At 40.6% G+C, this 23,785-nt stretch carries 17 protein-coding genes; 10 read left to right on the forward strand and 7 right to left on the reverse strand.

Features of this window, described 5'->3' with window-relative positions:
* Window positions 1-125: 125 nt before the first annotated feature.
* The 4 genes from C8P64_RS15545 to C8P64_RS15560 all read right to left on the reverse strand — a co-directional run bounded on the left by C8P64_RS15545 (window position 126) and on the right by C8P64_RS15560 (window position 4,014).
* Window positions 126-1,403, reverse strand: coding sequence for an acetyl-CoA hydrolase/transferase family protein (locus C8P64_RS15545; protein WP_108173021.1), 1,278 nt, complete (start codon window positions 1,401-1,403; stop codon window positions 126-128).
* Window positions 1,404-1,469: 66 nt separating this feature from the next.
* On the reverse strand, window positions 1,470-2,036 hold the full coding sequence (locus C8P64_RS15550; protein WP_108173022.1) for a YceI family protein: 567 nt from the start codon (window positions 2,034-2,036) through the stop codon (window positions 1,470-1,472).
* A 92-nt stretch (window positions 2,037-2,128) separates the two neighbouring features.
* On the reverse strand, window positions 2,129-3,412 hold the full coding sequence (locus C8P64_RS15555; protein ID WP_108173023.1) for a hypothetical protein: 1,284 nt from the start codon (window positions 3,410-3,412) through the stop codon (window positions 2,129-2,131).
* A gap of 23 nt (window positions 3,413-3,435) precedes the next feature.
* Complete coding sequence (locus C8P64_RS15560) at window positions 3,436-4,014, reverse strand: YceI family protein (RefSeq protein WP_108173024.1); 579 nt, start codon at window positions 4,012-4,014, stop codon at window positions 3,436-3,438.
* A 200-nt stretch (window positions 4,015-4,214) separates the two neighbouring features.
* Between C8P64_RS15560 and C8P64_RS15565 the strand changes: the two genes are divergently transcribed.
* The 10 genes from C8P64_RS15565 (at window position 4,215) to C8P64_RS15605 (ending at window position 17,681) form a co-directional block, all read left to right on the forward strand.
* Complete coding sequence (locus tag C8P64_RS15565) at window positions 4,215-6,620, forward strand: heavy metal translocating P-type ATPase (protein ID WP_108173025.1); 2,406 nt, start codon at window positions 4,215-4,217, stop codon at window positions 6,618-6,620.
* Between the two features lie 77 nt (window positions 6,621-6,697).
* On the forward strand, window positions 6,698-6,892 hold the full coding sequence (gene ccoS / locus C8P64_RS15570) for a cbb3-type cytochrome oxidase assembly protein CcoS (protein WP_108173026.1): 195 nt from the start codon (window positions 6,698-6,700) through the stop codon (window positions 6,890-6,892).
* A 2-nt stretch (window positions 6,893-6,894) separates the two neighbouring features.
* Window positions 6,895-9,090, forward strand: coding sequence for a cytochrome-c oxidase, cbb3-type subunit I (ccoN, locus tag C8P64_RS15575; RefSeq protein WP_108173027.1), 2,196 nt, complete (start codon window positions 6,895-6,897; stop codon window positions 9,088-9,090).
* Window positions 9,091-9,101: 11 nt separating this feature from the next.
* Window positions 9,102-9,305, forward strand: coding sequence for a CcoQ/FixQ family Cbb3-type cytochrome c oxidase assembly chaperone (locus C8P64_RS15580; RefSeq protein WP_108173028.1), 204 nt, complete (start codon window positions 9,102-9,104; stop codon window positions 9,303-9,305).
* Between the two features lie 92 nt (window positions 9,306-9,397).
* Complete coding sequence (locus tag C8P64_RS15585; RefSeq protein WP_108173029.1) at window positions 9,398-10,366, forward strand: cbb3-type cytochrome c oxidase N-terminal domain-containing protein; 969 nt, start codon at window positions 9,398-9,400, stop codon at window positions 10,364-10,366.
* Window positions 10,367-10,450: 84 nt separating this feature from the next.
* The gene (ccoG, locus tag C8P64_RS15590) at window positions 10,451-11,869 is read left to right on the forward strand and encodes a cytochrome c oxidase accessory protein CcoG (protein ID WP_108173030.1); all 1,419 of its coding nucleotides are present in this window, start codon (window positions 10,451-10,453) and stop codon (window positions 11,867-11,869) included.
* Window positions 11,870-12,206: 337 nt separating this feature from the next.
* Window positions 12,207-12,656, forward strand: coding sequence for a FixH family protein (locus C8P64_RS15595; RefSeq protein WP_108173031.1), 450 nt, complete (start codon window positions 12,207-12,209; stop codon window positions 12,654-12,656).
* Window positions 12,657-13,379: a sulfite exporter TauE/SafE family protein gene (locus C8P64_RS15600; protein WP_108173032.1), complete on the forward strand. Its 723-nt coding sequence runs from the start codon at window positions 12,657-12,659 to the stop codon at window positions 13,377-13,379.
* A 3-nt stretch (window positions 13,380-13,382) separates the two neighbouring features.
* A complete protein-coding gene (locus C8P64_RS16560) occupies window positions 13,383-13,520 on the forward strand; it encodes a hypothetical protein (protein ID WP_170106675.1) in 138 nt (45 codons plus the stop codon).
* Window positions 13,521-13,823: 303 nt separating this feature from the next.
* Complete coding sequence (locus C8P64_RS15605; protein ID WP_146167231.1) at window positions 13,824-17,681, forward strand: triple tyrosine motif-containing protein; 3,858 nt, start codon at window positions 13,824-13,826, stop codon at window positions 17,679-17,681.
* 75 nt (window positions 17,682-17,756) lie between these two features.
* Here the strand turns inward: C8P64_RS15605 and C8P64_RS15610 are convergent, their stop codons facing one another.
* The 3 genes from C8P64_RS15610 to C8P64_RS15620 form a co-directional block, all read right to left on the reverse strand.
* Window positions 17,757-20,156, reverse strand: a complete 2,400-nt coding sequence (locus C8P64_RS15610; RefSeq protein ID WP_108173034.1) for a glycoside hydrolase family 31 protein — start codon at window positions 20,154-20,156, stop codon at window positions 17,757-17,759.
* A gap of 64 nt (window positions 20,157-20,220) precedes the next feature.
* Complete coding sequence (gene glgB / locus C8P64_RS15615; protein WP_108173035.1) at window positions 20,221-22,128, reverse strand: 1,4-alpha-glucan branching protein GlgB; 1,908 nt, start codon at window positions 22,126-22,128, stop codon at window positions 20,221-20,223.
* Between the two features lie 9 nt (window positions 22,129-22,137).
* On the reverse strand, window positions 22,138-23,784 hold the full coding sequence (locus C8P64_RS15620; protein WP_108173036.1) for a trehalose synthase: 1,647 nt from the start codon (window positions 23,782-23,784) through the stop codon (window positions 22,138-22,140).
* Window position 23,785: the final 1 nt, after the last annotated feature.

Here is a 23,785-nt window from a genome sequence, read left to right on the forward strand (position 1 = left end):
AATAGCTGAAATTCAGGAGAAGTCTTTTTGACCGAAACAAAAAAAGCGTGGCAGTCTCATGATTTTAGTTACCATCGAGAGATCGCCACGCTTCTTCTTAGTGCGCTTGTAAAAAGGTTGGATCTTTAAGCGTTCAGTCTTTCAAAAGCCTGCCTGGAGAGTTCCTCTCTGTGATCTGGATGAGAGATCGAAATAAGAGCCTCTGCGCGCTGTTTAAGATTCTTTCCGAATAGATTTACCACTCCATACTCAGTAGCGATATAATGCACATGGGCACGTGTAGTGGTCACACCAGCACCTTCTTTTAAATAAGGAACGATCTTGGAAACTCCGTTCTTGGTTACAGAAGGCATGGCGATGATCGCTTTTCCACCTTCAGAAAGTGAAGCACCTCGTATGAAATCCATCTGTCCACCTACACCCGAATACTGGATCTTACCAATCGTATCTGCACAAACCTGCCCCGTGAGATCTATCTCAATGGCAGAATTTATCGCGGTAACTTTCGGGTTTTTCCTGATTATGGAAGTGTCGTTGGTATAAGCTGCTTCTTTAAAGTGAACCAAAGGATTATCGTCTACAAAATCATATAGTTTTGGAGAGCCTACCGCAAAGCAGGTTACCAGTTTTCCGGTCTTTATTTCTTTCTCCTCACCGGTAATGATTCCTTTTTCTATAAGAGGTAAAATTCCGTCAGAGAACATTTCGGTATGAATACCAAGTCTTTTGTGATTGGTTAGATTATTAAGAACCACGTTCGGTATTCCACCGATTCCCATTTGCAAAGTAGCGCCATCTTCTACTAATTCAGCGACATGTTTTCCTATTTGTTTTTCGATCTCGGTAGGTTCACTTAATAGATGCGCATGTATAGGCTGGTCTACTTCTATTGCGGCATCTATCTTGTCTATATGAATTACACCGTCGCCATGAGTTCTCGGAACATTCGGGTTGATCTGGGCGATCACTTTTTTCGCATTTTGGATAGCAGGAAGAGTGATGTCTACAGATACCCCCAGCGAGCAATAACCATGCTTATCTGGTGGGGAAACCTGAATGAAGGCAAAATCAAGTGGCAGGATATTTCTTCTAAAAAGCACATGGATCTCGCTTAAGAAAATAGGAATGTAAGCCCCAAAATTTGAATTCACCGCAGACCTTACGTTAGTCCCAACAAAACAACTATTGGTCATAAACGAATCCTGGTAAGGTGGTTGGGTATATAGTGCTTTCCCTTCGGTGTGTATCTGTATAAGTTCAACTTTTTTTAATTCCTTATAGCGGTTACAAAGTGCATCTATAAGAACATTCGGGGTCATGGCGGCTCCTTGTAGAAAAACTCGCTGGTTAGATTTAACCTGGCTAACAGCTTCCTGTGGAGACACGATTTTTAAACTTTTCATAGAATTTTTTTTCTTGTTTGTCAATTTTTCAAAGCCATAGAATTTAATGAAATTCCGAGACTTTATCTAATTGGAGATCTTAAGATCGAATTGAACCTCTATCTCTTCATCGACTTCAATAAGTCCCAGGGCTTTCTTTGGAGGTTCCAGGCCAAAATCACGGATATTCATTTCGAACTTACCAATAAAGCGATCGTTAGCTGTTTGTACGGGTAGACTATAGGTCTTGGTTTTTCCCGCGAGATGAACCGTAATAAAGGCTTTTACAAATTCTGTAGATACGAACTCGATTTTATCCAGTTCTATGATTATCTCCGGGAACTTATCACACATTAGAAGGTCCTGGAAGTCTGCATTCATTCTTTTATGGCCGCAATCGAATCCTTTGGTAAGTAAATTAAGCTTCAGATTATTGAAATTGATAAAGCCTTCATCCTGTATATATCTAATATTTCTCTTTTGAGTGATGAGGTCGATATCGAACCGGCAATCAAATTTGTTAACATTGGTTTTTCCAGATATGATCAATTCGCTATCTGGCAATATCATAATATTCTCTTTTTCGAAATTCTTTTGAGCATTAAGGATTAAAGAGAAAAACAATAATCCCGATAAAATTAGAAGTCGTTTCATGATCTTGAAAATTGAGAAGATTAGAAATAATTCGGGCAGAGTTTCTTAAGTTTTTCAACTAGAGACTCCGCCCGAAGATCATTATTCAAACACTAGAAACTAATAGCCGCTTCCAGAGTGAATCCTTTGAAGTTACCTTCGTAGTGGATGTCACTTGATGGGTAGTCTTTATAGTCCTGGTTCACATATTCAGCTTTCATAAGGATGTTTTTGGTCATGAACCATCCCGCACCAAGCTGGAATCTGTTCACATTGATGTCCTCACCAGATTTTAGTTCACCGCTCACAGTGTTGTAACGGGTTCCTATGAAAAGGTCGTCGTTTCCTCCAAATCTGTAGATAAGCTCACCAGATAACTGAGTATAGTTTCTGTCATCAGATTCATTTCTGTCTCTACCGCTAGAGGTTTCAAAGATCCCGAAGAATTCAAGTCCGCCATACTTAAGGAAAGGGTTGAACATCAAAGAGGTCATTTCATTTCTGAAAGAAGTAGCAATACGACCTGCTCTAAAACCATCACCTACATCATCTCCGTCAAGGTTGGTTCCCTGCATAACGTTGTAGTAACGTGTACCTGCACGGTCTCCATTGTAAAGGTAGTTTCCTCTACCATAGTTGCTTGGGCTGTGGAATAAAGATCCGGTTAGTCTGAATCGCAGACCGTCTTCAGCCTGGTTATCATATCCAAATTTAGCAAGCCATGAAGGGCTGGTAGATCCATCACCGGCAGTAGACTGGTTCAGTTTACCATTTGTAAAGCCAACCATACCTAACCATGGGCCACTAAAGTAATACGCTTCAACACCAACCTCTGTTGTGAAACTGTCCATAAGGTAGTTTCCAACAAATGGATTATATACTGCCATGGCGTTGTCTGTTCTTCTAAAATGTGCATCACCGTAGTTGTTCTCCATGTGGCCAATTTTTATTCTCATGTGATCCATTAGACCTTCAGCGAAACCTTCGCTAACGAAATCGAGTTTATCGATCTGGATGTAACCACCTTTTACGTAAGCTTCAGTGTGGTGTTGAGAAGACAGGTAAGTTCTTAAGTGCATTCTCACCCCGTCATAAAGTGCTACGTCAAGGTCAAGGTTCGCTGTTGCCAGGTTAAAGTTACCTTCAAGATCCTGAAGCGTTATAGCGCTATTGGAATTTTCATGAGAAAGATCCTGGAACTGGATGGTTGAAGCACCACCGACTCTTACATGTAATCCGTCGAAAGTAGAGACGGTGTCTTTAGGAGCTTCGAATTGATTGATGCCTCTTTGGTCGCGATAACGGAAGTTATCCAGGTCTCTCTGAGTTTGTGCCATCGTTGGCAGCGCCATTAATAAAAAGAGGGCTAGACTGAGTATTTGCGTAATAGTTTTCATCGTTTTTAATTTTAAGGTTGAGGTTATTTTTTAAAGTGAGATTCAAATTTTACCACCACATCTTCACCGGTTTTAATGGTTCCGAACATTGCGGTTGGAGCTTCCACTCCGTAATTGGTCATGTTAATTTTGTGTTCACCGGTAAGAACCAGTTCATTATTACTGTTTTTAAGTTTGAAATTGAGATTGATATCTTTAGTAGTTCCAGCAATCATAAGACTTCCGGTAGTTTTTACTTCGAAGTTATCTCCAGAGATCTGATTGATCCCATTCACCTTTTTTAATTTATAGGTGATGTTCTTGTACTCATCTGTATTAAGGGCAGCGTAGGTGTTTTTATCCATTCCGCTTTTGCCACTCATAAGACTTTCAGCTTTAACAGTAAATTCCAGTTTCTCGATGTCAACAAGTTGACCATTATCAAATTCAGTGATAAGGATTCCTTCCTTGTTCTCTGCTTCGATGGTCCAGTCGTGAATATTAGAAGTACCATCTATAATTAGATTAGAAGCTTCATTATTCAGTTTGTAGGATTGAGCATTCATTCCAAAGCTTAGAAGAAGTGCTACTGTTAACATCCGTAAAATTCTGTAAGGTTTCATATCGGTTACATTTTTTAATCAGTACAAAGTTGCACTACGAATGCAAGGGAAATAATGATGAATATCAGGTTTTTTAAACTTTTGAAGTGGCCGAAACCCGCGATAACGTTTTAGTTTGGAAAAAAAGCATTCCCTAACCGTGGTCATATTTTCAAAAAATTGAAATGCTCAGTTTTGTGTCCTTATAGTTATTTATAGATATGGAACTATGTTTTCATTGCGGCGAAGAATGCCTGGACGAGACAATATTATATTCAGAAAAGACCTTTTGCTGCTCAGGCTGCAAGACTGTTTTTGAAATATTGAACAGTAATGACCTTACCTACTATTATGATCTTGAAAAAAACCCGGGGATATCCCCTAAGATCAGGGAAGGTAAATATGATTACCTGGAAAATTCAGAGATCATGGGAAAACTGCTCGAGTTTGACCATGGCACTACTCAGATAGTATCTTTTGATATACCTTCTATTCATTGCAGTTCCTGTATCTGGATCCTGGAGAACCTTCATAAATTGCATAAAGGAATAAAAAGTTCGCAGGTAGATTTTCCAAAAAAGAAGATCAGGTTGAGTTTTTCTTCGGAAGAGATCAGCCTCAAGAACCTGGTGCTTTTACTTTGCCGTATTGGCTACGAACCAAATATTTCCCTGGATAATTATGAAGAAAGGGAGTCTAATGTAGACCGAAGCCTGATCTATAAATTAGGTGTGGCCGGTTTTGCCTTTGGGAATATCATGTTCCTTTCCTTTCCTGAATATTTTGAAATAAATGAGTTCTGGCTGGACCAGTTCAAGCATTTGTTCCGCTGGCTGATGTTCAGCTTTTCACTGCCGGTGGTATTTTATTCGGGGAGAGACTATTTTACTTCGGCTTATAAAGGTTTAAGGTCTGGTATCCTTAATATAGATGTGCCTATAGCGCTGGGAATCCTGGTCCTTTTTTTAAGAAGTACTGCAGAAATTGTCCTGGATCTGGGCACCGGATTTTTTGACAGCCTTAGCGGACTCGTTTTCTTCCTTTTACTCGGAAAATTTTTTCAGCAGAAAACCTATTCCTTCCTGTCATTTGAGAGGGATTATAAATCCTATTTTCCTATTGCCGTGACCCGTGTATCTACTGAAGCCGGAAAAATTACGGAAGAACAAATACAGGTTTATAAGATCCAGAAAGGCGACCGGATCATTATAAGGAATGAAGAACTCATTCCCATGGACGCCATTTTAATAAAGGGAGATGCCAGTATAGATTACAGTTTTGTTACCGGTGAAGCAGAACCTGTTGCTAAAGTGAGTGGAGAGAAATTATTTGCGGGAGGCAGGCAGCAGGGTGGTATTATTGAGATTGAAGCATTAAAACCCGTGAAGCAAAGCTATCTTACCCAGTTATGGAGCGATGAGGTTTTTAGCAAGGATAAGAATTCTGCTTTTCAGAACCTTACTAATAAAATCAGTAAACGGTTTACTTATGCCGTATTAAGCATAGCGGTTCTTTCAGCCATCTTTTGGATGTTCTATGATGCTTCTAAAGCCTGGAATGTTTTCACGGCAGTACTCATTATTGCATGTCCCTGCGCTATTGCTCTGGCTGCGCCTTTTACTTTGGGGAACATGCTACGCATATTTGGTAAAAATCAACTTTATCTTAAGGATACGAATATTATAGAGCAGACCGCTAATATAGATACAGTGGTTTTCGATAAGACGGGAACCATTACCGCGAATGACAAAAGCAGGATCGAATATGAAGGCCTGGAATTGACCGAAGAAGAAAAAAGCCTTCTGGGAGGTAGTCTCCGTGCTTCTAATCATCCATTGAGTAGGTCACTTTACAATATTCTCGATAAGAACAATATTTCTACCCCTGAAGATTTTACCGAGCATACCGGCCTGGGATTGGAAACCAGTTACAGGGATCTTAATTTGAAGATAGGTTCTTCTACTTTTATGAATAGCTCTGAGATCCTGGTGCCGGAACGGCCTGCAGAGAAAAAGAACGAAAAAACTTCAGTGCATATAAGTTCCAATAATCAGTATAAAGGATGTTTCAGCTTTCATAATTCTTACAGGGAAGGGCTTTCTGAATTATTCAAAGAACTTTCAACAGACAGGCAGTTGATCATACTTTCCGGAGATAATGATGGGGAGCGAGAAAGATTAAGTCGCCTGGTGCCAGAAGGTACCAGGATGTATTTCGATCAAAAACCTGGAGATAAACTTCAGTTCATCAAAGAACTTCAAAAACAAGGGAATAAGGTAATGATGGTTGGTGATGGCCTTAACGATGCTGGGGCCCTGGCGCAAAGCGATGTGGGTATCGTTATTTCTGAAGACATCAATGTGTTTTCTCCTGCCTGTGATGGTATCCTGGATGCAAAACGATTCAGAGACCTGGGAAGCTTTTTCAAACTTTCAGAAAGATCTATCAAGGTGATAAAACTGAGCTTCTTGCTGTCTCTTTGTTATAATCTAATTGGTCTGACATTTGCCGTTTCGGGAAATCTAATGCCGGTAGTAGCGGCGATCCTTATGCCCTTAAGTTCCATTAGCATCGTGATATTCACCACCCTGGCCACACAATTTCTTTCAAAAAAGCTGAAAAATTAAAACAAGGTCCTAAATCTGACAATGGTCATTTTTTACATGCGACCCTCAAAATACTTTTACACCCATAATCGAGCAAAATGAATATTATTTACCTGTTACTGGCCATAAGTGTGATAGTCGCTATCATCTTCTTTATCGCCTTTATAGTTTCCGTGAAAAAGGGACAGTATGATGATGTTTATACGCCTTCGGTAAGGATGCTCTTCGATGATGAATTGGTGAAAACAGACCCAGAAAACAAACAACCTCTCAATAAAGTGAAATCTAACTAATTATGGAAGTACAGCAATTTTATTACGATAATAAGATCGTAAAGAAATTTATCATTGCCACTATGTTCTGGGGCATTATAGGTATGAGCGTGGGACTACTGCTCGCTTTTATGTTCATTTTCCCGGGGATTACCGAAGGTATCTCGTGGCTTAGCTTTGGTCGTCTTCGTCCTTTGCACACCAACGCCGTTATCTTCGCATTTGTAGGGAATGCTCTTTTTGCTGGTATCTATTATTCCACGCAGCGATTATTAAAGGCTCGTATGTGGAGCGATGCCCTGAGTAATATTAACTTCTGGGGCTGGCAGCTAATCATTGTAGGGGCTGCGATTACTTTACCGCTGGGCTTCACCTCTTCTAAAGAGTATGCAGAATTAGAATGGCCTTTCGATATTGCCATTGCTATCATCTGGGTAGCTTTTGGAGCTAACCTTATCGGGACGATGATCAAGAGAAGACAGCGGCATCTGTATGTGGCGATCTGGTTCTACCTGGCCACATTCGTAACTGTTGCCGTACTTCATATTGTAAATAACGTCGAAATTCCTGTATCTGCATTTAAGAGTTATTCATTTTACTCTGGAGTTCAGGATGCCCTGGTACAATGGTGGTATGGGCATAACGCGGTAGCATTCTTCTTAACCACACCATTCTTAGGGCTTATGTACTATTTTGTACCGAAAGCGGCTAACCGTCCTGTTTACTCATACAGGCTTTCTATTATACACTTCTGGTCGCTCATTTTTATCTATATCTGGGCAGGACCACACCACTTATTATATACTTCATTACCAGACTGGGCGCAGAACCTTGGAGTTGCCTTTTCTGTAATGCTACTATTCCCCTCATGGGGAGGAATGATCAACGGGCTGCTTACACTTCGTGGTGCCTGGGATAAAGTAAGGGTAGATCCTGTGCTTAAATTCATGGTGGTTGCTATTACCGGTTATGGAATGGCAACTTTTGAAGGACCTATGCTTTCGCTTAAAAATGTGAATGCCATTGCGCACTTTAGTGACTGGATCATTGCTCACGTACATGTGGGAGCTCTTGCCTGGAATGGTTTTATGACCTTTGGTATGGTCTACTGGCTGGTTCCAAGGCTGTTCAAAACTAAATTATGGTCTGTAAAATTGGCCAACACCCATTTCTGGATGGGAACCCTGGGGATCATCATCTATGCGTTGCCTATGTATGTCGCAGGATTCGTTCAGGCGTCTATGTGGAAACAATTTAATCCTGACGGAACTCTTACTTACGGAAACTTCCTGGAAACAGTATCAGAGATCATCCCAATGTACTGGATGCGTGCCATAGGTGGTAGCCTTTATATTCTTGGTGCATTTGTAATGCTTTATAACATTGTAAGAACCGCTCGCCAGGGTAGCAGCGTCGAAGACGAATTAGCTGAAGCTGCTGCCTTGCAACCGGTGACTAGAAAAAGAACAGTTGGTGAAGCATACCATAGCTGGTTAGAAAGAAGACCGGTGAAACTTACCATTTTCGCTACTATTGCCATTTTAATTGGAGGGATGGTACAGATCATTCCGTCTTTAATTGTAGATGAATATGTACCGGTTATTTCTAGTGTAAAACCATATACCCCGCTGGAACTGGAAGGTAGGGATATCTACATCAGGGAAGGTTGTGTTTCCTGTCACTCACAAATGGTAAGGCCTTTTAGAAGTGAGGTGGAACGCTATGGCGAATATTCCAAAGCCGGAGAATACAGGTATGATTTCCCATTTCTTTGGGGAAGTAAACGAACCGGTCCCGACTTACATCGCGTGGGCCAGAAATATTCAGACAACTGGCACTTGAACCATATGTATGATCCGCAGAGTACTTCCTCAGGTTCAATTATGCCTTCTTATCCCTGGATAGTTCAGGATGAATTAGATAAATCTGATATCGAAAATAAAATGAGGGTGATGCAAACCCTGGGTGTTCCTTATACCGATGAGGAAATAGAAAATGCCCAGGCGTTAATGACGCAGCAGGGAACTCAGATCGAGAAGAACCTTTATAACGATCCCGATTTTGTTTCGAGTTATGAGGCAGATAAAAAATATGCTGAAGAAAACGGACTCGAATTTACCGAAATGCGGGATCGTGAGATCGTAGCTCTTATCGCTTACCTGCAAAGACTGGGGACAGATATCAAGGCCGAAGATTTAAAACAAGTATCAACTAACTAAAACCTGAGACCATGCTGAAATTCGTAAAAGGTCCATTAGAAAGTATAGAAGGGGTAGAGATCTACCCCATTATCTCCCTGCTGATATTTTTCATCTTTTTCACTGTCCTGTTCTTCTGGGTGTTTACCGCTAAGAAGGACTATATCAAAAAGGTGAGTGATATCCCGTTGGAACTCGATAATGATATTGAATTGGATCATAATCTAAAAAACTAGAAGGTCGGGAATAAGCCATTATCACTTTCGAATTAATCGAAATCGACCAGGCAAATTACAACTGACCGAACACTAAAAATAAATATAAACAGATGAAAAGATTATTTTCAGCATTAAGAATCGCGGGTCTCCTTGCTCTGGCCATTATCCTCGCTAATGCCACCCTGGAAACTGGAGATCAGAATATATTCGAAGCCTATCCTATAATTTGGCTCATTCTGGGAGTTGTGCTCCTAATTGGGATCTCAATAGAAGTCTCTGTAGCTGCGCTGGACAGAACCTTATATATGTCACTTAAGCCAGAAGCCAGGGCAGAGTATGATAAAGAATTAGCTTTAAAAGAGCAGAATCGATTCGCCTGGTTTAAAAATACCTATGAAAAATTACTGGATAAAAAGCCTTTAGAGAAAGAGGAAGAGATCATCCTGGATCACAATTATGATGGGATCAAAGAGCTTGATAATAATCTCCCGCCGTGGTGGCTTTATGGGTTCTATGCAACTATCATTTTCGCCGGAATCTACCTGGCCAGATATCACATCTTTGATGGATCTACCCAGAAAGAAGAATATCTAATCGAGGTAGCTGAAGCCAAAGCGGCAGTAGAAGAATACAAAAAGAATGCGAAAGGCCTTATAGATGCCAATACCGTTGAATTACTTACCGGGGAAGCTGATATCAATTCTGGTAAAGCGATTTTCTCCGGAAACTGTGCGGCCTGCCATAAAATAGACGGTGGTGGAGGTATTGGGCCTAATCTAACCGATTCTTACTGGATCCTTGGTGGAGGAATTAAAAATGTTTTCAATACAATTTCTGAAGGTGGCCGAGCCGGCAAAGGGATGGTGGCCTGGAAAACAGATCTTAATCCTGAGGAGATCGCCCAGGTGGCCAGTTATGTGCTTAGCCTGCATGGAACCACTCCTGCTGATGCTAAGGAACCCCAGGGAGAACTTTGGGTAGATCCTGATGCCCGGGTAGATGAGGTGGAGGTAGAAATGACAGATACCAGCTCGGTAGAGATCGAAATGGATTATAAAGCAGAAAATATCCTGGAATAGTTGAGAATAATTGAAGATTTATTTCAGCACTGCAAATGTCGGTTGCAGAATAATCAATAGAGGTTAATACGAAAAGATTCGATTTTGGAAAAGCAGGAGAATGAAAGATTCAGGGATAGTATTGGGACGGTAACTTCTGAAGGTAAACGTTCCTGGGTGTACCCTAAAAAACCCGATGGGATATTATATAAATATCGCAAATGGATAAGTTATATCCTGCTGGCAATACTTTTTTCGGCTCCTTTCATTAAGATCAACGGGAACCAGTTCTTAATGTTCAATGTGCTGGAACGTAGGTTCCATATCTTCGGAAAGATCTTCTGGCCACAGGATTTCTACCTGTTCGTGTTAATGATGCTCATCGGTGTTGTATTTGTAGTTCTTTTTACCGTCGCTTTTGGAAGGATATTTTGTGGCTGGATATGTCCACAAACCATTTTTATGGAAATGGTCTTCCGCCGGATCGAATACTGGATAGAAGGTGACCGGGGGAAACAGATAAGGCTGGATAAACAGCCCTGGAATGCCGAAAAGATCAGGAAAAAGGGACTTAAATGGTTCGTATTCTTTGTGATTTCCTTTTTGATCGCCAACGTATTCCTGGCTTATCTAATAGGTAGCGACAGGTTGTTGCTATATATACAGGATGGTCCGCTAGCGCACTTTAGTACCCTTATTTCACTTTTGATCTTTACTGGTGTATTCTATTTTGTTTTTGCCTGGTTCAGGGAGCAGGTGTGTATTATCGCCTGTCCTTATGGTAGGTTACAGGGAGTTCTGCTGGATACAAAGTCTATAGTTGTAGCCTATGATCATAAACGGGGAGAGAAAGAAAAGGGTAGAGCAAAATTCAGAAAAAATGAGGATCGCGAGGCTACAGGCAAGGGAGATTGTATAGACTGTTTTCAGTGCGTACAGGTCTGTCCTACCGGTATAGACATTAGGAACGGGACCCAGCTGGAATGTGTGAATTGTACCGCCTGTATAGATGCCTGTAATAATATGATGGATGCGGTAGACCTTCCAAGAGGTCTAATAAGATATGCCAGTGAAGAAAATATTGAGAAGAAGACAAAATTCAGGTTCACGCCAAGGCTTAAAGGTTACGCCTCGGTACTTTTTATCCTGGTATCGGTGCTTACAGGAATGCTTTTTTTAAGAAGTGATATCGAAGCTAATATTTTGAGATTGCCCGGGCAGCTGTATGAACACAAGGATAATAACATGATCAGTAATGTTTATACCTATAAGCTCATTAATAAGACCTCTGTGGGGTACGAAGATGTTGAATTCAGGCTGATTTCTCATAATGGAACCATCAATACGGTAAAGGAACATATTAATGTGCCTCCAAACGGACTTGCTGAAGGAACCCTTTTTATAGAGATCAACAAGTCGGTTTTAAATGACGATAAGGATAAAGTGAAGATCGCGGTATATAGCGGTGACCGTTTAATTGAAACTACCGGAACTACTTTTTTAGGACCTAGAAGTTATAATTAGAGGTTAGTATTTAGTAGTTAGAATTGAGTATTGAGAAATTAAGGGTTTAAGTCTGCCTGAGCGCAGTCGAAGTCCAGTACTGAAGTTAGAAGCTGGAGGTTAGATTTTTTGAATATGAGAAATAAATGTTCAGTAAGAATTCTAAAACTAGTGTCTCAGCGAAGGAGTGTATAGACTTAAGCAATCTCATGATTTAAAACTCCATAAAAGAGATTGCTTCGCTGCATTACATTCCGCTCGCAAAGGCTTTGATAAAACGAATTGTTAGCCGGAGCGCAGTCGAAGGCTTTAATAAGCAAAATTGGAAATAGTTTAAAAAGAACTAAAAACAGAAATTATGAAGATCAATTGGGGAACAGGTTTGGTAATAGGGATGCTCGCTTTCATTTCTTTTATCATGTATTTCGTGGTAACCATGATGAGCAGCAAGGAATTTGATCATGACCTCGTAGTGGAGGATTATTATAAGGCAGAATTGCATTATCAGCAGGATATAGACGCAGAGCGCAATGCCCTGGGGATGGGTGAAAAGATCACTCTTGAAAATAACAAAACCGGGATCATTATTCATTTTCCTGAAGAATTGGACCTGGAAGTTTTGGATGGACAGGTGAATTTTTACAGGCCTTCCAACAAACTACTGGACTTTAGTATACCATTTTCAGAGATCGACTCTAAAACGTTTGCTGTTCCTTCAGAAAAACTGGTAGGAGGCAGATGGAACGTAAGTGTGAACTGGAAACAAGACGGAAAGGAATTCCTTTTCAAAAAAGAGATCAACCACTAGATGTTACTATCGGCGCTCATATTCGGACTTTTAGGAAGTTTCCATTGCATTGGGATGTGCGGGCCTATAGCTTTTTTATTACCGCTGGATAGGGAGCTTAAAAGTAAAAGACTCTTGCAGATCCTTTTGTATCACGCGGGAAGGATCTTTTCTTATGCCATAATTGGCCTGGCTTTCGGTTTGGTGGGAAAGGGGCTTTCCCTTTTCGGCTTGCAGCAGCAACTATCCATCATCACCGGAGTGATCATGCTTATTCTGGTCCTGATCCCAAACTCCAAGAATTCCCTGAATTTTTCCAGTTCAGGTTTTAGAATGATCGGCAAATTAAAGAACAGCCTGGGCCAGGAACTTAGAAAAAAACGTCCCGATACGTTCTTTACCGTGGGATTCTTAAACGGATTTCTGCCCTGTGGCCTGGTTTACATGGCGGTTTTTGGGGCAATGGCTGCAGGGAATGCTTTTGAAGGCAGTTTGTATATGATGCTTTTTGGCCTGGGAACCATTCCTTTAATGACCAGCGCCATCTGGATAGGAAATTTTATATCGGTAAATACCCGAAAATATATTCGCAAAGCGATCCCGGTTTTTGTAGGTGTAATTGCCATCATGTTCATATTAAGGGGGATGGGCCTCGGTATCCCATATCTGTCTCCAAAGCAACAAACCGAGAAGGTTTCTTCAGAATTCGAATGTCATAATCCAGTACTAATATCAAAATCCTAAAACATGCTTTCTCAACTCTTTATTCCTCTTGTAAACTGGACGCTAGGTACGATAATCATAATCGTATTCGGAGTGGTCTGCCTGGCTTTAATGCTTATTGTAAATAAAATGGTGAATAGTGACCGAAAAAAAGACAATTGAAATTTATGGGGGTTTTCCCGTATTTTTCGTCACGTTTTAAAAACGTATAGGATTTAAAAAAGAAGCTTCGTAAATTTATATGTTGTTATTCGGTAACACGATAACACGAAGGCTAACTTAGATATGCGTTGGTATATTTTGGTTAGCCTTTTTTAATATTCGGTCACGAATTCTGTCTGAAAATTCCTTCTTCATTTTGTTAATATCATTTTGATAAATCAGCTCTAAAATTCTATCAAACAGATCTTTGTGAAACTCTTATTTCCTAAATTATCAATGTTTTCATAGTTTAAAATTTGAGATTTGGGGTATTTTAAATTCAGGACTCTGCTTTCCTTTATGATCATTTTAGGGATTACCGGTAAGCTTATCGGGCAGAATGCAAATTCAGTACAAAGAGTAAAGGCGATAGAAGCATTTTCTAAAGCCGAAGAAGTGCAAATTCAACAGGACCTGGGGGATAATCTATGGATCACCACAACGGTGAAGGTCATAAAATACAACTCAGTCGAGGTTCAGGATTTTAATAAATTCCGCGGCGTGCCACGGGAGATCGGCAACGAATACATAGCTACCTATACCGATTCTGAGAATAAGACCTGGCTATCGGGAGCTAGTGGAATCGCCATTTTTCAACCTGAAAAAGATCAATTTGAATTCGTAAGTGACATCACCGGGCGGGTATATGCCATGAAAGAAGACCATGGAAAGCAATTATGGATCGCTGCAGAAAACGGAGTTTTTAAGCTGAACATCGATTCAGCTAAAAAAGATTTCGGACTTTCCAGGTTCCTGTCTGAAAATACCCTTGCTACAGATATAGCCTTATTTGATAATAAGATCATATTCGCAGGGCCTAATGGTCTCTTGACCATAGACCGCCGCTCTGGAAAATTCAACAAAATAGACATGGGATATCTTCGTGATCTTCAGATAAGCAGTTTACAGCCGCTGGATGATATCTTACTTATTGGGACCTTAAATAAAGGTCTTTACAAGATCGATGCCGGCCTAAAAAATATGCAGAAGGTATATACTTTGCCTTATGCTGTATCTCAAAAGGAGATATCAGATATTACAAGATTCGATGATGAGGTTATTATTTCAACCAAAGGCGCTGGCATAGTAAGGTTGGATAAAGATTTGAATCTGTTAGAAAATGAATCCATCTATCCCGAAAATATCTATCAGATCTTCCTGAACCAACAGAACCTGTTATGGATGGTGACTAAAGAAGGTTTGTTCCTGAGTAATTTTTCTGGTTCTGCTGTAGAAAAGCTCAAAAATGACCCGGCCAGATATTCGAGCCTGGCTAATGATTTTGTGACCGCGACAGAGAAAGATACGAACGGGAAAGTCTGGTTTGGAACTGCCAAGGGTTTAAGCATCTGGAATACAGAAACAGATCGCTGGCAACATATTCAGAATCTTAATTATAAAAAGCATTTAGAGGAACCCGATGAGATCACAGACCTGGCTGCGGTGGGAGAACATATGTGGGTTGCTACTGCCAGCGATGGCATTTACAAGATCAATATTCACACCTTACTACGTGCACATTACTCTGAGGAAGCGCTTTATAAGATCAAAGTGAACTCGGCCAGAGCCCTGTTCATAGATGCCGGTAAAAATATCTGGGTAGGAGGAGAGGATGGCTATGTTTCCAGGATCTCACCAAATAATCAGGTAAAGAATTACCCGGTAAATAATGTTCAGGCCATCGCAGAACTCGGGCCAAGAAAGATCATTCTGGCTACCGGTTCTGGTGTGCACTCTTTAGACCCAAATACAGGGAGATTAAAAGACCTCGAAAAACTTTCTGCCAGTGCTGGCATGATGTATTATGGTATTAATGATGTAAAGATCACTCGCGAAGGGCTGGGATTATTCGCTACTAATGGCGCTGGACTTTTATGTTATGATTTCGAAACTGAAGAGGTTAAAATTTTAAACGAGGAAAGTGGTCTGCCTTCAAATAACCTGAACGGAATAGAGATAGATTTAGATAGCGGTTACTGGCTATCTTCAGATAAGGGAATGGTTTATTATGAGCCAGAAGAAGATGCTATTAAGGTTTATTCTGAATTGAATGGCCTTTCAACTACAGAGCTTACTACTGGGTTTGCCAGACTTGAGGATGGTTCCTTAGTGTTGGGAAGCAGTAAGGGAGTGAACATTTTTAAGCCTAAGACCATGTTGGCTCAACAGGATCTTAAACCTCGTTTAGAGATCAACTCGCTTTTTCTTCCCAAGGAAAAAGATCAGGGGAAATCTAATATAGATCTTGCTGCAACCGAAAAGGTGGAACTGGATGAAAACACTGGTTTCAGGATCAGTTTTGCGGGATATTCGCACCTGGCTCCTGAGGCTATTCAATATTCGTGGAAACTGGAGGGGCTTGATAATGAATGGAGCAAACCATCGGCATTGACCTACGCCAATTATTCTAATCTTACCCCCGGTCTTTATACATTCAAGGTAAAAGCGAAAGTGGATGGTTCTGCATGGACTAAACCTGAAACCTTGAATATACAGGTGGCAGCTGTAGGAGGAACCGTGAGCAGCGTGTACCTGTTTATGGGCATTAGTGTGCTGGCTATGATTGGTATCTTCGTGGTGGTTTTCATTAAAAGATCTAAGAACGCAGAATTGGCTGCAAGAGCAGAATTACGTGATCAGCTTCAAAAGGAATTCAAAAGACCGATAGAAAGCGCTGTGAAATCATTAAGCAAGATCTCTGCTGAAGCCGAACAGGGTAATACTGAAGATCTTCAGAGATATGCTGCCAGGTTCGACGATCTTTTCAACCAGATACTTAATTTCAATTATCAGGGTTCGGTTTACGAGATCTCGAAGATCCATTTAAAAACTCATTTCCCTAAGTTGCTGAAGGATATAGAACCGGTCTATAATTTAAAGGATCTTGAGGTGATCGTCAACGATCAATGGGGTGAGGCAGATTTCTATTATAACATGGAAATGCTGGATAAGTTAATGCTTAGCCTTATCTCTGGTAGCGCTGGTTACTCTCTCAAGAATGGTAAGATAATTATCAATCTCATTGAGACCAGCATTGGGGATCTTAAGATGCAGATCACCGATAACGGAAGGGGAATCCCTGAAAGTGATATCAGAATCCTTGAAAAGAAAAAGACTGTTGGCTCTTCCCCGAGTTTCAGAGATAAAAGCGGACTTAGATATATTTTAAAAGCTAAAGATCTTATAGCGAAAGCAGGAGGGAGTTTTAGTTATGAGACTGAGAAGAACGAAGGCTCTACTTTTACGGTCGTGCTAAAGAACAGGAAGGAAGATTACCGCAAAGTTCCGGAAAGAGCAGCAGCTATCTTTAAGGCTGAAAAAGCAAAACCAAAAGAAAAGTTTGAGATTCCTACCGGGCTAACCCATCTTGGAGAAAGCAAGATACTTATTATAGAAAGCGAAATCCAAACCAGGAAATTCTTGGTAAAGGGGATAGGCGAATACTGCCAGATCTACCAGGCAACAAGTGCTGAAGAAGGATTGGAGAAAGCCTCTATGATCTTTCCAGATATTATTATATCTGCGACCATGCTGCCGGAAATGAATGCTTTTCAGCTTTCAAAAATGATTAAGAGGAATATTGGTCTTAATCATATCAATATCTTCCTGATTGCAGATGAAGACCAGCAGATAAACGATATGCAGTTAGACGAGATGACCGAAGTAATAAGGAAACCGGTAGATCTTAATACCTTACTGTCTAAGATCTCTCAGGTGCTTATCTGGCAAAGAGATCTACGAAATTCCTATGTGCAGTCCTATAAGGAGCATAAACAGCCAGAATTCAGGACAGAAAGTGATAAGAAATTTATTCAGAGTCTTAATGATGTAATTATTCAGAATATCAAGAATGAGAATTTCACGGTGCATGATCTAAGCGCAGCCCAAGGGATTACCAGCAATACTTTATTTATGAAGCTTAAAAGCCTCGTAGATCTTTCACCACAGGATTTTATGGAATTCACCAGGCTTAATTATGCCCGTGATTTGATGGAGCACACAGATATGAATGTGATGGAGATAGCCTATAAATCTGGATTCTCCAGTCCCAAGATCTTTGATAGCTCGTTTAAAAAATTCTACGGGATTGGCATTAGTGAAACTGTAGAAAAAAGAACTTAGTCAATTTTGCCCTGACAAAAATTAGCCTGTCTGGATAACTCCGGACAGGCTAATAATTTTTAAAAAGACTTCAGGTTATCCCACCAGGTGGAGTTCACTAAATTCTTTATCTATGATCATAGAGTTTTCTTCAGCATTAAAATGAATTTGATCTAGCGGCACTTCTTCGTTCTCATAGAACACTTTTTTGATCTCGAAAGGAACCCCGTGTAAATTCAATTTAAAGGAAGTATAAGGTGCCGAATATTTTCCGCTCTTATGTTGTTGTAAAATGATCTCATCTTCCTTACCGGTAAGTTTAAAGGTACGCAGGCTGTAAACATTCTGTCTGTACTCATAACCATCATGGGCATCTTCGTAAAACTCTGAATTCTCCTTACCAAGTTTATAATAAAGATCCAGCGTCATCTGTTCCATTTTGATCTGGTCTACATATTGCTGAACAGGATACTTCGGAATCACCGCACCTTCTTTAATGTAGATCGGGATAATATCTAGCGGAGCATCTACCCACATTTCTTTACCTCCAACTACAAGTTTATCTGTCCAGAAGTTATACCATTTTCCGCGTGGAATATACATTCTTCTTCCCTGTACATTTGGTTCCTGTACCGGGCAAACCAGGATCTGATTTCCGAAAATAAACTCATCAGACCTGTAATGTGTTTGAACATCTTCCTGATCAAAATAGACCAGTGGTTTTAATATTGGCATTCCTTCCTGTACATAATTATGGAAAGCGGTGTATAAATATGGTAAAAGCTGATATCTCAATTCAACGAATTTTCTTGAAATATCCAGTACTTCCTCACCAAAGAACCATGGCTCCTGTTCCCCGTGATCTCCTGAAGAGTGCACGCGGCAGAAGGGATGGAAGATCCCTAATTGCAACCACCTGGTGTAAAGTTCTCCCGAAGGCTGCTCTGCAAAACCTCCAATATCTGATCCTGAAAAACTCATGCCGCTCATACACAGTCTCTGGATCTGAACGTTGGCCAGCCAAAGGTGTTCCCAGGTAGCTACGTTATCACCGGTCCAGGTAGAAGTGTATCGCTGCCCTCCAGAATAATTTGCCCGTGTGATTATAAATGGTCTTTTCGGGAAATTGAATTTCTTAACTCCATCATAGGTAGCCCTGGCCATCTGCATTCCGTAGATATTATGAGCTTTACGGTGACTGCAACGATGCCCGTCGTAATCATGGCGTACATCTAAAGGAAAGGTTTTTCCCGGTACTTCCATTACTGCCGGCTCGTTCATGTCATTCCACACACCTTTTACGCCAATATCGCCTATTAATTCACGGTACAGTCCGCTCCACCATTCCCTAACTTCAGGATTTGTAAAGTCGGGGAAGTAACATTCTCCCGGCCATACCTTTCCGCGCATATATGGGCCGTCTGCTCTTCGGCAGAAATAATTTTTATCAAGAGCTTCCTTGAAAATATCGTAGCTAAGATCTATTTTGATTCCAGGATCTATAATGGCCACGGTCTTGAAACCATCTGCCTCCAATTCTGAAACCATTCTTTTAGGATCTGGAAAATACTCCTTGTTCCAGGTAAAACATCTGAAACCGTCCATATAATCTATATCCAGGTAAATTGCATCACATGGGAAGTTCAATTCCCGGAACTTTGAAGTGATCTCCTTTACCTTGCTTTCCGGATAATAACTCCATTTACACTGGTGAAAGCCCAGTGCCCACATAGGTGGTAATTCCGGTTTTCCAGTAAGATCTGTATAGGTTGTTAAGACGTCACTCATTTGGGGACCGTAAATGAAATAATAGTTCATTTCACCTCCGTCTGCCCAGAAACTAGTGACATTTCTTCTCTCACTGCAAAAGTCGAAATGGGTCTTAAACGTATTGTCGAAAAATATCCCGTAAGACATGTTGCCGTGTAAGCCCATATAAAAAGGCACCGCCTTGTAAAGCTCGGTTGTATCTTTTCCATAAGCATACTGGTCTGTATTCCAGAGGCTCAGTCTTTTTCCTTTAAGATTGAAATTGGTGGGCTTATCACCAAGGCCGAAGAAATTTTCCTGGTCTTTGGAAGATTTGCTCATTTTTACAAAATTGCCTCCAAATTCGAAGCTTTCTTCCCAGTGAAACCCAAGTTCATCTTCCAGGATAGGTTTGCCGCTATGATTGTACATTCCAACTCGAATGTCGTCCCTCGCAACTTTACAGATCACTTTCTCTGTTGTGATAACGATGTGCGTTTCGGTCTCTGTAATTTGTAGCTGGTTAAACCCATGTGGCTGACTTTCATCTACGGCATAAGAAAAATCATGTTCAAATATTCCAGTAGTGGAATACCTTAATCTAAGCATGTTGTCACGAAGCACCTGTATGTGTAAACGAACCCCGTTTTTAGTGATAAAACTAATGGTGTCCTGGTCGTGTTCGTATGTGATTAATGCGGTGGGATATAAATTCCCTTTATGTTCAAGTTCTGTATTGGTAATCATAGCATTGCAATCTTTGTTGATAGATACAAAAGAAACTTATTCTCCTGAATTTTTATTTAGTTGTTCATAAAATTTCAAAAACAACAGTACCTAATGGTGGAATGGAAATTTTTGCGGAATGATCTTTTCCATGGGCGGAAACTTCTTCGATCTTAAGTGGTTTGTTCTTTAAGCCCGAGCCCCAGTATTTCTTATCGTCTGAGTTGAAAACTTCTTTCAGTTTTCCTTTTGAAGGCAAGCCGATAGTATAGTCTTTCAAGACGGTAGGAGTGAAATTACAAACTACTATTAAAGCATCTTTAGGATCCTTACCTTTTCTCAAATAGCTCAAAACTGAATTTTGACTATCATCGTAGGCGATCCACTCGAATCCTTCGGCTGAAAATTGCTTTTCATGCAAGGCAGGCTTCGATCTATAAAGTTTATTAAGATCTGTAAGTAATTTTTTAATTCCCTGGTGAGGTTCATACTCCAGTAAATGCCAGTCCAGGCTAGTGTTGTAATTCCATTCTTCATATTGGCCAATTTCAGCGCCCATGAATAGTAATTTCGCTCCCGGGTGGGTGAACATATAAGAATACAACAACCTTAGATTGGCAAATCTCTGCCATTCATCGCCAGGCATTCTACCGAGCAAGGATTTTTTTCCGTAGACCACCTCATCGTGACTTAGAGGCAGGGTGAAATTCTCGGTAAAAGTATAGGTCATGCTGAAGCTGATATCATTATGATGATACTGCCTGTAAATAGGGTCTTTCTTGAAATATTCGAGAGTATCGTGCATCCAGCCCATCATCCACTTCATACCGAATCCTAGTCCGCCAAGACTTACTGGTCTTGAAACCATGGGGAAAGAAGTTGATTCTTCGGCAATGGTTTGCACCCCTTCAAAGCTTTTATAAACTTCGGTGTTTAGATCTCTCACAAAACTTATAGCATCCAGGTTTTCACGTCCTCCATGTTCATTTGGTTCCCATTCGCCATCTTCCCTGGAGTAATCCAGGTACAACATAGAAGCTACTGCATCTACTCTTAAGCCATCTACGTGGTACTTGTCCAGCCAGAAAACAGCATTGCTTATAAGGAAGGAGCGAACTTCATTTCTTCCGTAATTAAAGATGAGACTTTTCCAATCTGGGTGGTATCCCTTTCTTGGGTCTGGGTGTTCATACAAGTGGGAGCCGTCGAAAAATCCTAATCCGTGTTTATCTTCAGGGAAATGTGAAGGTACCCAATCCAGGATTACTCCAATTCCCGCCTTATGAAAAGCATCCATAAGCTCCATGAATTCCTGCGGAGTCCCGAACCTTGAAGTAGGAGCGAAATATCCGGTTAACTGGTATCCCCAGGAGGGATCGTAAGGATATTCCATGATAGGCATGAATTCAACGTGCGTGAACCCAAGCTCTTTTACGTAAGAAACCAGCTCGGTTGCCATCTCGGTATAGGTAAGCGATCGGTTTTCGTCCATGTTCTTTCTCCAGGAACCTAAATGCACCTCGTAGACAGAATATGGACTTTCCAGTGAATTTTTATCTTTTCTCGTGGAGAGATATTTCTTATCCTTCCATTTATAATCCAAGTCCCAGACTATAGAAGCGGTATTTGGCGGATGCTCGCATTTTAAAGCATATGGATCTGCCTTTTCCAGCTTCATGTCGTTATTATTCGAATGTATCTTGTATTTATATTTTGCGCCCTTTTCTACTCCGGGAATAAAACCTTCCCAAATGCCACTTTCGTCCCAGCGCACATTTAAAGGATGTTCCCCCTCGAGCCAGAAGTTGAAATCTCCAATTACCGAGACGGCTTTTGCTGTAGGAGCCCAGACGGCGAAATAAACGCCTTTCTCACCATTGACCTCCATAATGTGGGCGCCAAATTTTTCGTAAAGCCTGTAATGCTTCCCTGCTCTGAATAATGATATATCGAAATCTGAAAATAAAGAGTGTACCTGTACTTCTTTTTTCATAGTTGGTTTTTAGTTTTTCTTGTTCTTTAAAATGCTGGCAATTCCTCTTAAGGGAATTATTGTCCAGCGCGGTCTGGAATTCAATTCATACCCCAATTCATATACTGCCTTTTCCAGAAGACAATAATCCAGTAAAAATTCTATTTCCTGTTTATAACCAATGTTAAGATTTTCAGTTTGAACCTTATCTACATAGGTTTCCATGAAAACACCGATCATATATTTGTATAATACCTCACCCGCCTTGAACATTTCTTCCTGTGAAGTAGAAAAGCTACCGGCATTATTAAAAATAGTGGAGTAAATGGCGTAATGGAAAGATCTGAACATCCCGGCAACATCCTTTAACGGTGGTTGCTTCACTTTTCTATCCTGAATGGTGCTTTCCGGTTCACCTTCAAAATCGAGTAAATAAAAATCATCATGATCTACCAGTACCTGTCCCAGGTGATAATCTCCATGTATCCTGATGCGTTCACTCTTCATTTTGGTCCAGTCGAAATTCAAGAAATGCTCCCTGATCTCTTTTTTCTTATCCAGGAATTCATGTGCCAGTTTCAGGGCTTCGCCATCGAGCTTATGCATATTATTTTCAATGGTATTCAGCCTGTTCTGGAACATATAAATAAGCCTGTTCTTTAGCCAGACCGCATAATCTCCATTGTACTTGGTAGGAGTAAAGGCTGTATCCTGCATGTCGCTGCCCAGGGCTATGTGCATTTCTGCCGTTCTCAGGGCTAGCTTAGAAACTTTCAGGAAAATATTAAGACCCGCGAAATCGATAATTTCGGGTGGGATGGTATTTATAGGTTGTCTTTGATATAAGCGAATATCAGGGAGGCTAGCTACTTTTATTTTCTTCTTTTCAAGATTGGAAAAGACCGATTTTAATTCCTGTAGCATATACTTCCAGGCATCTCCCTCGTTTTCCAGAAGGTCCTGCATTAGCGAAAGGGTGATGGTGTCTCCATTGTCCAGGGCCAGGTTGATACTTCCCACGTAGGCCGGCGTATTCTTGAAATTGCTTTTTTCAGTAAGAAAACGGCTAATTTCATAATCCGGATTTTTACTGGTATAGATCCTTCTGAAAAATTTCATCACGAATTTTTCATTGTAGATGATCGAGGTGTTGCTCTGTTCCCCTCCCATGAATTGAGAGGATTTATATTTTACCGGTTTAACGGTTTCAGACCTGTGAAAGATGACCTTGTCGTCTTCCTGATCTGAGGTGTAGGCCATGATCTTATCGAATACCAGATGTCGAAAATCCTCTATATGCAGGGCATCTATCAAATATCCTTCTTCCCCTTGAAAAGTTACCGGGGCGATAATGGTATTGGTTTCCAGTTTTTCCTTGGAACCGGGAATAAAGCTTAACGGAATAAAATAATCCTGAAAAAAAGCTTCACTAAAGTTGATCTCTATCAAAACGCCATGAAAGGTATTTTTTTCAGAAATGAGCTTTCCATGATCTACGACATCAATATATTTTAGGGTGCTTGATTTCCCGGCATACCAGCGTTTTTTCAGAATATAATCCTCAAGAATTTCTGTGCTGAAAGTTTTGATGAATTCCTGGTCTTCAAACGCATCTTCCCAGGTGCATTTAAATTGAAAGTCTGAAGTATTGATCTCTGGTTTGGCCTTCTTGGTCATC

The organism is Christiangramia gaetbulicola, from assembly GCF_003054225.1.
In the GTDB taxonomy this organism is placed as follows: Bacteria; Bacteroidota; Bacteroidia; order Flavobacteriales; family Flavobacteriaceae; genus Christiangramia; species Christiangramia gaetbulicola.

Bases quoted from the DNA above. Each gene is read 5' to 3' on its own strand.
- C8P64_RS15545 (WP_108173021.1), bottom strand. From the start codon at position 1,403: ATGAAAAGTTTAAAAATCGTGTCTCCACAGGAAGCTGTTAGCCAGGTT.
- C8P64_RS15550 (WP_108173022.1), bottom strand. From the start codon at position 2,036: ATGAAACGACTTCTAATTTTATCGGGATTATTGTTTTTCTCTTTAATC.
- C8P64_RS15555 (WP_108173023.1), bottom strand. From the start codon at position 3,412: ATGAAAACTATTACGCAAATACTCAGTCTAGCCCTCTTTTTATTAATG.
- C8P64_RS15560 (WP_108173024.1), bottom strand. From the start codon at position 4,014: ATGAAACCTTACAGAATTTTACGGATGTTAACAGTAGCACTTCTTCTA.
- C8P64_RS15565 (WP_108173025.1), top strand. From the start codon at position 4,215: ATGGAACTATGTTTTCATTGCGGCGAAGAATGCCTGGACGAGACAATA.
- ccoS (WP_108173026.1), top strand. From the start codon at position 6,698: ATGAATATTATTTACCTGTTACTGGCCATAAGTGTGATAGTCGCTATC.
- ccoN (WP_108173027.1), top strand. From the start codon at position 6,895: ATGGAAGTACAGCAATTTTATTACGATAATAAGATCGTAAAGAAATTT.
- C8P64_RS15580 (WP_108173028.1), top strand. From the start codon at position 9,102: ATGCTGAAATTCGTAAAAGGTCCATTAGAAAGTATAGAAGGGGTAGAG.
- C8P64_RS15585 (WP_108173029.1), top strand. From the start codon at position 9,398: ATGAAAAGATTATTTTCAGCATTAAGAATCGCGGGTCTCCTTGCTCTG.
- C8P64_RS15595 (WP_108173031.1), top strand. From the start codon at position 12,207: ATGAAGATCAATTGGGGAACAGGTTTGGTAATAGGGATGCTCGCTTTC.
- C8P64_RS15600 (WP_108173032.1), top strand. From the start codon at position 12,657: ATGTTACTATCGGCGCTCATATTCGGACTTTTAGGAAGTTTCCATTGC.
- C8P64_RS16560 (WP_170106675.1), top strand. From the start codon at position 13,383: ATGCTTTCTCAACTCTTTATTCCTCTTGTAAACTGGACGCTAGGTACG.
- C8P64_RS15610 (WP_108173034.1), bottom strand. From the start codon at position 20,156: ATGATTACCAATACAGAACTTGAACATAAAGGGAATTTATATCCCACC.
- glgB (WP_108173035.1), bottom strand. From the start codon at position 22,128: ATGAAAAAAGAAGTACAGGTACACTCTTTATTTTCAGATTTCGATATA.
- C8P64_RS15620 (WP_108173036.1), bottom strand. From the start codon at position 23,784: ATGACCAAGAAGGCCAAACCAGAGATCAATACTTCAGACTTTCAATTT.